The sequence below is a fragment of the Kitasatospora sp. MY 5-36 genome, from assembly GCF_001182915.1.
Classification (GTDB): Bacteria; Actinomycetota; Actinomycetes; order Streptomycetales; family Streptomycetaceae; genus Kitasatospora.
In genome coordinates this window covers 1-6,933 of sequence record NZ_LFVW01000606.1, presented here as the reverse complement: position 1 = coordinate 6,933, position 6,933 = coordinate 1, and the positions used below count along the sequence as shown (strand labels likewise).

Sequence of the window (6,933 nt, the reverse complement as noted above, 5' to 3'; positions counted from 1 at the left end):
AGGCCGGCGGTGCGCAGGGCGGCGAGGGTGGTGCGGTGGCGGGCCTCGTCGGCGAGCAGCGCGGCCAGCAGCTGCGCGTACAGCTCGGAGTTGCCCGCGCCGTCCAGGGCGGTGGCCAGCCCGACCACCTCGGCGGGCGGGCGCAGGACGGCCAGTTCGCCCAGCAGGAGGGTGGCGAGTGCGGGCGGCAGTCCGGTCGCGAGGGCGGCGAGGTCGGCGGTGGAGCGGCCGGCGGCCTGGCGCAGCAGCGTCCGGACGTCGTCGGCGCGGCCGTGCTGCTGGAGGCAGGCGGCCAGGGAGGTCAGCTCGGGCATCGGCGCCGACCCCCACTCCCAGAGCAGGGTCGCGCTGTCGGCGGCCAGTCCGGCCTGGTCCAGCGCGGAGAGCAGGCCGGGCACGGAGGCGGCCGGGTAGCCCCAGAAGGCGTGGAACACCTCGGCCGCCTCCTCGGCCAGGCCCAGTTCGCGCAGCTCGGCGAGCACGGCGACGGAGTGGTCGGGCGCGGTCCGGGCGATGCTGCGGGCGAGGTGGAGCGAGCCGCCGGTCGGGCCGTACCGGGCCAGCATGCCGACCAGCAGCGCCGCGTCGGCGGAGGTGAGGCGGGCGGCGGCCGTGTCGATCACCTCGGTGGCCTCGGCGAGGGAGCCGGCCCGGTGGAGGGCGGTGATCCGCTCGGTGAGGGCGCCGAGGTCGGGGCGGACGGGCGGCGGCGGGGCCTGGTGCCGGGGTGGCTGGTGGTGCTGTCGCGGCGGTTGCGGGGCCTGCGGGGCCGGCTGTTGCTGCTGCTGGGGGTGCTGCTGCTGTGGCGGTGGCGGCTGGTGCTGGTGGCGGATCCGGCTCTCCAACGCCTCCAGCTGGTCGCTGAGTTGGAGGCAGCGGGCGCCCAGGCCCTCGCGCAGGGTCCGGGCCTGGGCGAGCTGGCGCAGCAGCTCCCCGTCCGGCCGCTGACGGCCCGGGGTCGCCCGGATCGCCTCGTTCAGGCGCCGTTCGCGTTGGCTCGCGTAGCGGCTCGCGCGGAGTAATTCGTCCAGCTCCGCGCGGAGTTCGGCGGCCTGCAGCTCGCCCTCCGGCTGCCCGCCCGCGGGTTGTTCCGTCGGCCGCATGCGCATGATCGCCCCAACCTGTCCATCCGGACCCTGACTGCGTGACATCTTGGCGACAGTATGTGGCTGGGGAGTTACGAGCGCACGACCAGTCGTGCCCGAGTGGTGTCAAGGAGCGCGCAGAGGGCGGTCGTTGCGAGAAGTGCGCCGGTCGCGCTCCGCAGGAGGGTCGCCTCGTAGTACGGGCCGGGCGCGAGGGCCGCGACGGCGTATCCGACCACCGCGCCCGCCAGGGCGGGCAGCAGGAGCCGTGGTGCGTCCCGGCGGGCCGCCGCGCCGATCACCAGGAGCCCTGCCAGGGCGGCGAGTTCGGGAGTGCCGAAGGACTCCGAGTAGCGGATCGACAGGGCGGGGACGAGGAACAGCGCGAGCGCCCGACCGATCGTCCCCGCGAGGGTGGCGGTGTACGGGCCGGGTTGCGGGCGCGGGCCTCGGGGCGGGACGGTGCGGGTGGCGACGAGCACCGCCAACGCGACTGCGGCGGACGGGAGATGGTCGCCGAGCCGGGCGAGGTTGTAGAGCAGCGCGGTGTCGTACAGCACCAGCATCAGCTGGCCGTACGCCCACAGGTCGAGGGCGAAGCGGAACAGGCTGCGGGTGGGTCCGGGCTCGGGTACGGGCTTGGCCTCGGCCTCGGCTCCGGCTCCGGGTTCGGCTCCGGTTTCGCGTCGGGCCAGCCAGGCGATCAGGGGAGGGGTGAGGCAGGCCGCGAGCGTACGCAGGACGAGGTCGTCCACGGTGTACGGGTTCCGCAGGTCCCACTCCACCGCGCAGAACGCCACCGTGTACGAGGCGGCGGCCAGCGGGACCAGCGGCGAGCGGGCCAGCCGGACGTACAGCGCGCGGTCCAGACGGCGGACGACGGCGACGAACGCCAGCAGTACCAGCGGCAGTTCGAGGAACGCCTGGACCCGCAGGACGGACGGGGCGAGGAGTTCCGGGGCGGGGAAGCGGGCGGCGAGGGCGTCGAGGCGGGGCACGTCGAACCAGCCGGGCTGGAGGTAGCGGGTGATGAAGGAGACGTCGCCGTGGTGGACGCGGTTCACGTAGACCGCGACGAGCACCTGGTTGAGGTAGATCAGCGCGACGACGGCCGCCAGCACCGGCTCCGGCCCGTACGAGCGCCCGCGCCGCGCGGGCCCGGCCTCCCGCCGCAGCACCCGCGGCGCCAGGAACAGGGCGGCGGCGGCCGAGGCCACGACCGTCCCGTCCAGCAGCGGAGCGATCCCGCTCATGCGGCCAGTCGTGCCCGCGCCTCCATCAGGGCGAAGCCGAGCAGGTTCAACCCGCGCCACTCGGCGGGCTGTTGGGCCCGGATGTCGTCGGCGGCGAGCCCGATGCCCCAGATCCGGTCCACCGGGCTGGCCTCGACCAGCACCCGGTCACCCGTGCCCAGCAGGTAGCTGCGCAGCGCCTCGTCCTGCCCGAACTTCGCGACGTTGCCCGCCACCACCAGCTCGAACCGGCCGTCCACCCAGGCCTTCTCGTCGAAGTCCTTGACCAGCCGCCCCAGCTTCTTCGCCTCGGCGGGCGTGCGGGCCGCCAGCACCTGCCGCACGATGTCCTCGTCACCGAACATCCGGGCCTTGCCGGCCATCATCCAGTGCTCGGCGGAGGCGTACGCGACCCCGTCGACGGTGAACTCGCCGGGCCACCACTGGCTCAGGCACTCCTGCCGGGTCCCGCCGCCCTTGCGCTCGGTGTGCCCCCAGAACATCACCCACTTCGGCCGCACCCCGTCGGCCATCGCCACGGCCAACTCCTCGCGGCTGCGGACGGTGGACAGGTCCCCCACGTGCATCTCGCTCATATCGTCAGTCTGACATAAAGGCAACATGCCCGCTAACCGTTTCGCGGCGTATCGCCCTCGGGGTGGTGGCCCGGCTCCTAGGATTTCCGCACGCGGATGAGTCTTCGGGGCGGGCGGGTATGGAACGGTACGACATCCACAACCAGGTCGGTGGCGGCACGGTCAACGGGATGATGGCCCAAGCGGGCGTCATGAACGTCTACCAGAACGGATCGCCCGCCGGACCGCCGCAACTCGGGCCCTGGGCGCAGGAGGTCTGGAACTCCCGGGCCTGGGCGGCCGTCGAGCCGTACCGGCAGGAAGCCGCCGTGGTGGCCGGCCGACTCCACATGCTTCACGACCAGGCGCAGCGGGCCCTGGCCGCCGACCCCTGGCAGGATCCGGGCTGCGGCCTGCGCTTCCTGCGCCAGGCAGAGGTGTACCTGCCCCCGGACCTCTGCCCCGCCGAGGCCGCGCTGCTGCTCCTGGTGCCGCTGATCCACCAGGTGTACCAGGAGGAGACGGCTGTACGGCACCTTGGCGCGGGCCCGACCGATCTGAGTCAGGATCCTTCGGCAACCGGCGATCGGCTCTCCTACCAGCGCTCGTTGGCCGAACACGGCATCCTGCTCAGCCGGGCACAACTCCGACCGGAGGCCCGGGAGCCGATCGGCTGGTGGCTCTACCGCCGTTGGCTGCTGGTCGAGCGGGGAGACGAGGGCTTCCCGGACCTCGTGGACCGGATCGTGCCGCCAGGATCCCTGCTCCGGGAGGTACTGGACCAGGCCCGGCTGCGGAAGCTGCTGCAGGGCCTCCGGCGCGGCCCGGACGTCTGCTCCGGCGAGCACCTGGATGAGCTCAAGCCGGAGCAGACGCTCCGGGGAGGCCCCGGCCGACAGCTGGTCCGGGAGCGGCGCCTCGCCCTGCTGCTCGCGCTGGCCCACGGGATGGCCATCGAGATGACCGCGCTCTCGGACGCCATCGTGGAGCACATCGGCATCCCCGAACCGGTGAGGCCAGAACAGCTACGGGAGACGCTCGAACAGGCCACCTGGGGAGGCCCAGAGGGGCTGCCCGTACTTGACGCGATCTACCATCACGGTGCCGTGAAGGAGGCGCTCGGGGAGCACATCGTCAGACTTGACGAACTGCTGCACGGAATCCACCGGGTGATCCCAGACAGAGTTACCCATGCCATGCCGCAGATACCCCAGCGGCTCTCGATGGAGGATGTGACGGCCTCCGACCCGAGCATTGTCGACTGGGTCAAGTTCCGCCTCGACGAGCGGCGCGTGCGGGACATGCTGATGGGCACACAGCTCTACAAGGACCGTAACCTGGCTGTCCGCGAGCTGTACCAGAACGCGCTGGACGCTTGCCGTTACCGCGAGGCCCGCACGAAGTACCTACGGGCGACCGGGCATCCGATCCAGGATTACGAGGGTGCCATCAGCTTCGTCCAGGGAAAAGATGAGGACGGCCGGCCATATCTGGAGTGCCGTGATAACGGAGTGGGGATGGGGGAGTCCCAGCTGCGTGGGGAGTTCTCGCAGGCAGGTGCCCGATTTGCCGACCAATCGGCCTATAAGTTGGAGGAAGCGAGATGGGCAGCGGTCGCACCACCGATCGAGCTTTTTCCGAACAGTCGATTCGGTATAGGGGTGCTCAGCTATTTCATGTTGGCGGACGAGATTCGGGTCACCACGTGCCGGATGGATCAGCGAACGGGGCTGGCGGGGCCGGTGCTAGAAGCATCCATTTTTGGGCCGGGTCATCTTTTCAAGATCACCAAGTTGGCGGAGCGAGGTATTGAGTCCTATACCCACGTGCGACTTTACTTTAGGGGAGGCGTGGAGGGGGATCAAGCGCAATCGTGTGTGAGTGTGCTCTCCAGTGTGCTGGGTCTGGCGGAGTTCACCACTCGGGCCGAACATGGGAGCCGGGTAGAAGTTTGGGAGCGGGGTGTTCTTGATATTGGTAGGCTGACCCATGCTCAGGGGCGAACGAAAGTCTGGGAGGGGGCCCCTGCAGGTGTGGACATATTTTGGTGTGAAGGTAAGGGTGCCTTGTTGGTGGATGGGCTCATGGTTGAGCCTCCGTCAAGCCCGAATATCTTGTCCAGGGGATCGATCCGGCCTTTTGGCTTGGTGATTAACCTGTGCGCGCGCTATGCTCCGGCACACATTTCGGTCGACCGCACTCAGGTGCTCGACTACCTTCCTTCTGGCATTGCCAATCTGATTGGCGAAGCCGCGAATGCGTTGGTCATTGATGCTGAATCCTTTGTCTCATATAATTGGTTGCTGTCGATGGTCGAAAATAGTCCCCGGCTTGCGGATGCGATCGCCGAGGCTGCGATGGCTTCCAAGGTGATGATCCGACACAACGGCAGGGATGTTGACCTTGCTTCGGTTGGTTTCTTTGAACTTGACCTAGAACTCGGGCCGCATTTTCTGTCCGGGGATCACGATATTCGAGCGCACTGGTGCATAAACCTGCCGGACCATATATATCTTTGGCGTGTACTTGTCTACTGCCCTAGTCTGCTTTTAGATGAACTGATCTGCCTCGTGCCCGAACTATCTGATGTCACCGGCTTGCTGTGTGCACTCCCGTCGGACAGGTTTCTGGCCAACGAAGGGCGTCAAACCTCGGGACGGCTGGCCTCGTTTGGAGCAGTGTCTAAGCCGTCTAATATTTATGAGTACGCCGAGCTAACCGGGCGGAGTCCTTACCAGGCGGCGCTCAGGGCGCGGGCGCTCGGAGTGCTTGAGTTGGACCCAGGCGGGTTTGCGAACGTCAAAACCCGCTCGTTTCGTCAGGAGATTGATGTTCTCAATACTGTGTCGGAAGTCGGGCATAGTATCGTTGGCAAGGTCGAGCCTGCGGACCTTGTTCCTCTTCACCGTATGCTGGGGGTCGGGCTGACAGAGGCTGCAGATCATCTCCGCCGGTATGGGTTTGATGTGCCTGATGAGTCCTTGCCCGAGCACCTGCTTACGGAGGAGACACTTAGGATTCTGAGTCGCAACCAGGAGGTCCGGCCGTTCGGATGGCTGCCAGCACACTTGGCGGTGCCGCCCGGGCACGTAGCTCAGGCGGCGATGAGCCTCGGAATTGACAGATCTGAAATCGTGCGGCGCTTGGAGGCTTTTGGGAGGAAAGTTGAGCTCGCGAGCTTTCCACTTGAACTGGACTTAGAAAAGCTCAGATTGTTGAGTGAGAATTTAGATGGTCGCTGGCCGTGGCTTAGCTCGGCAACGGTGGTCCCCCCAGGGCATTTGCTGTACGCGAGTGAAAAGCTGGGAATTTCGGTTGAGGTTGTATTTGAGACTTTGTCGTCACTTGGGTTTCGTCTCTTGCCCGTGCCGAAGTCTCGAATTCCCAGAGACAAGGAGATCCTTAGTGGGAAGACTCGCCATGGCAGGAAAGCGATGGTGCCGGACGGGTCCATTGAATTCTACCAACTATTCGATATAATTTGGCAGGAGGGAGATTCGCCTGGCGTGATCGTGCGGCGATTGGAAGCCTATGGAATAGTGGCAGGATTGCGATTCCCGGAGGAGCCACGAGGTCTGGACAAGATTCTATTGAGTCGGATCTTGCATGGCGATACCTGGTGGTACGGCATGAGCGTCGGTCAGGTTGTTCCGTATTACAATGTGCTAGCCGTCGCGGGCGAGGTCGGTGTACATCCAAATGACGTTGTGGGTCGCTTGACGGCGTACGGGATCACTCTTAGTAGATCTGATCCACCAGACGGTCTGGGTTTGCGGCAAGCTATGGCGTTGGCCGAGGGGTATCACAGCGCCATCAATTATCGCGAAGGCGCATCCAGCTACTCCTATTCGCTGCCTTGCCTTGCGGCGGTTGCCCGGCATGCCCGCATGTCCCTCGTTGAAACAGCCCATTGGCTGCGCGAACTCGGCCTCGACGTCCCTGACGTCGCTGACCTGATCCGCGCAGCCCTCGCACGCGTGCCTCGCGAGATTCCCTTGGTCAGGCCTTAGGGCCTGTGTGATGTTGTGATCAATCTTCGGG

At 66.8% G+C, this 6,933-nt stretch carries 4 protein-coding genes; 1 reads left to right on the top strand and 3 read right to left on the bottom strand.

Annotated features, from left to right (window positions below):
* The 3 genes from AE652_RS46750 to AE652_RS31405 form a co-directional block, all read right to left on the bottom strand.
* The coding region (locus AE652_RS46750) for a hypothetical protein (RefSeq protein ID WP_159028601.1) at positions 1 to 1,109 on the bottom strand (1,109 nt) is incomplete at its 3' end.
* Between the two features lie 68 nt (positions 1,110 to 1,177).
* Positions 1,178 to 2,338: a hypothetical protein gene (locus tag AE652_RS31410; protein WP_049657703.1), complete on the bottom strand. Its 1,161-nt coding sequence runs from the start codon at positions 2,336 to 2,338 to the stop codon at positions 1,178 to 1,180.
* Positions 2,335 to 2,913: an NADAR family protein gene (locus tag AE652_RS31405; RefSeq protein WP_082346093.1), complete on the bottom strand. Its 579-nt coding sequence runs from the start codon at positions 2,911 to 2,913 to the stop codon at positions 2,335 to 2,337. Before AE652_RS31405 ends, AE652_RS31410 begins: the two co-directional genes overlap by 4 nt.
* 119 nt (positions 2,914 to 3,032) lie before the next feature.
* Between AE652_RS31405 and AE652_RS31400 the strand changes: the two genes are divergently transcribed.
* Positions 3,033 to 6,902 carry a hypothetical protein gene (locus AE652_RS31400; RefSeq protein ID WP_049657701.1) on the top strand — a complete coding sequence of 1,290 codons (3,870 nt, stop codon included), beginning with the start codon at positions 3,033 to 3,035 and terminating at the stop codon, positions 6,900 to 6,902.
* The last annotated feature ends 31 nt before the right edge of the window (positions 6,903 to 6,933 follow it).

What these genes read in the sequence shown, in the direction of transcription:
- AE652_RS31405 (WP_082346093.1), bottom strand. Translation starts at nt 2,913, where the DNA reads ATGAGCGAGATGCACGTGGGGGACCTGTCCACCGTCCGCAGCCGCGAG.
- AE652_RS31400 (WP_049657701.1), top strand. Translation starts at nt 3,033, where the DNA reads ATGGAACGGTACGACATCCACAACCAGGTCGGTGGCGGCACGGTCAAC.
- AE652_RS31410 (WP_049657703.1), bottom strand. Translation starts at nt 2,338, where the DNA reads ATGAGCGGGATCGCTCCGCTGCTGGACGGGACGGTCGTGGCCTCGGCC.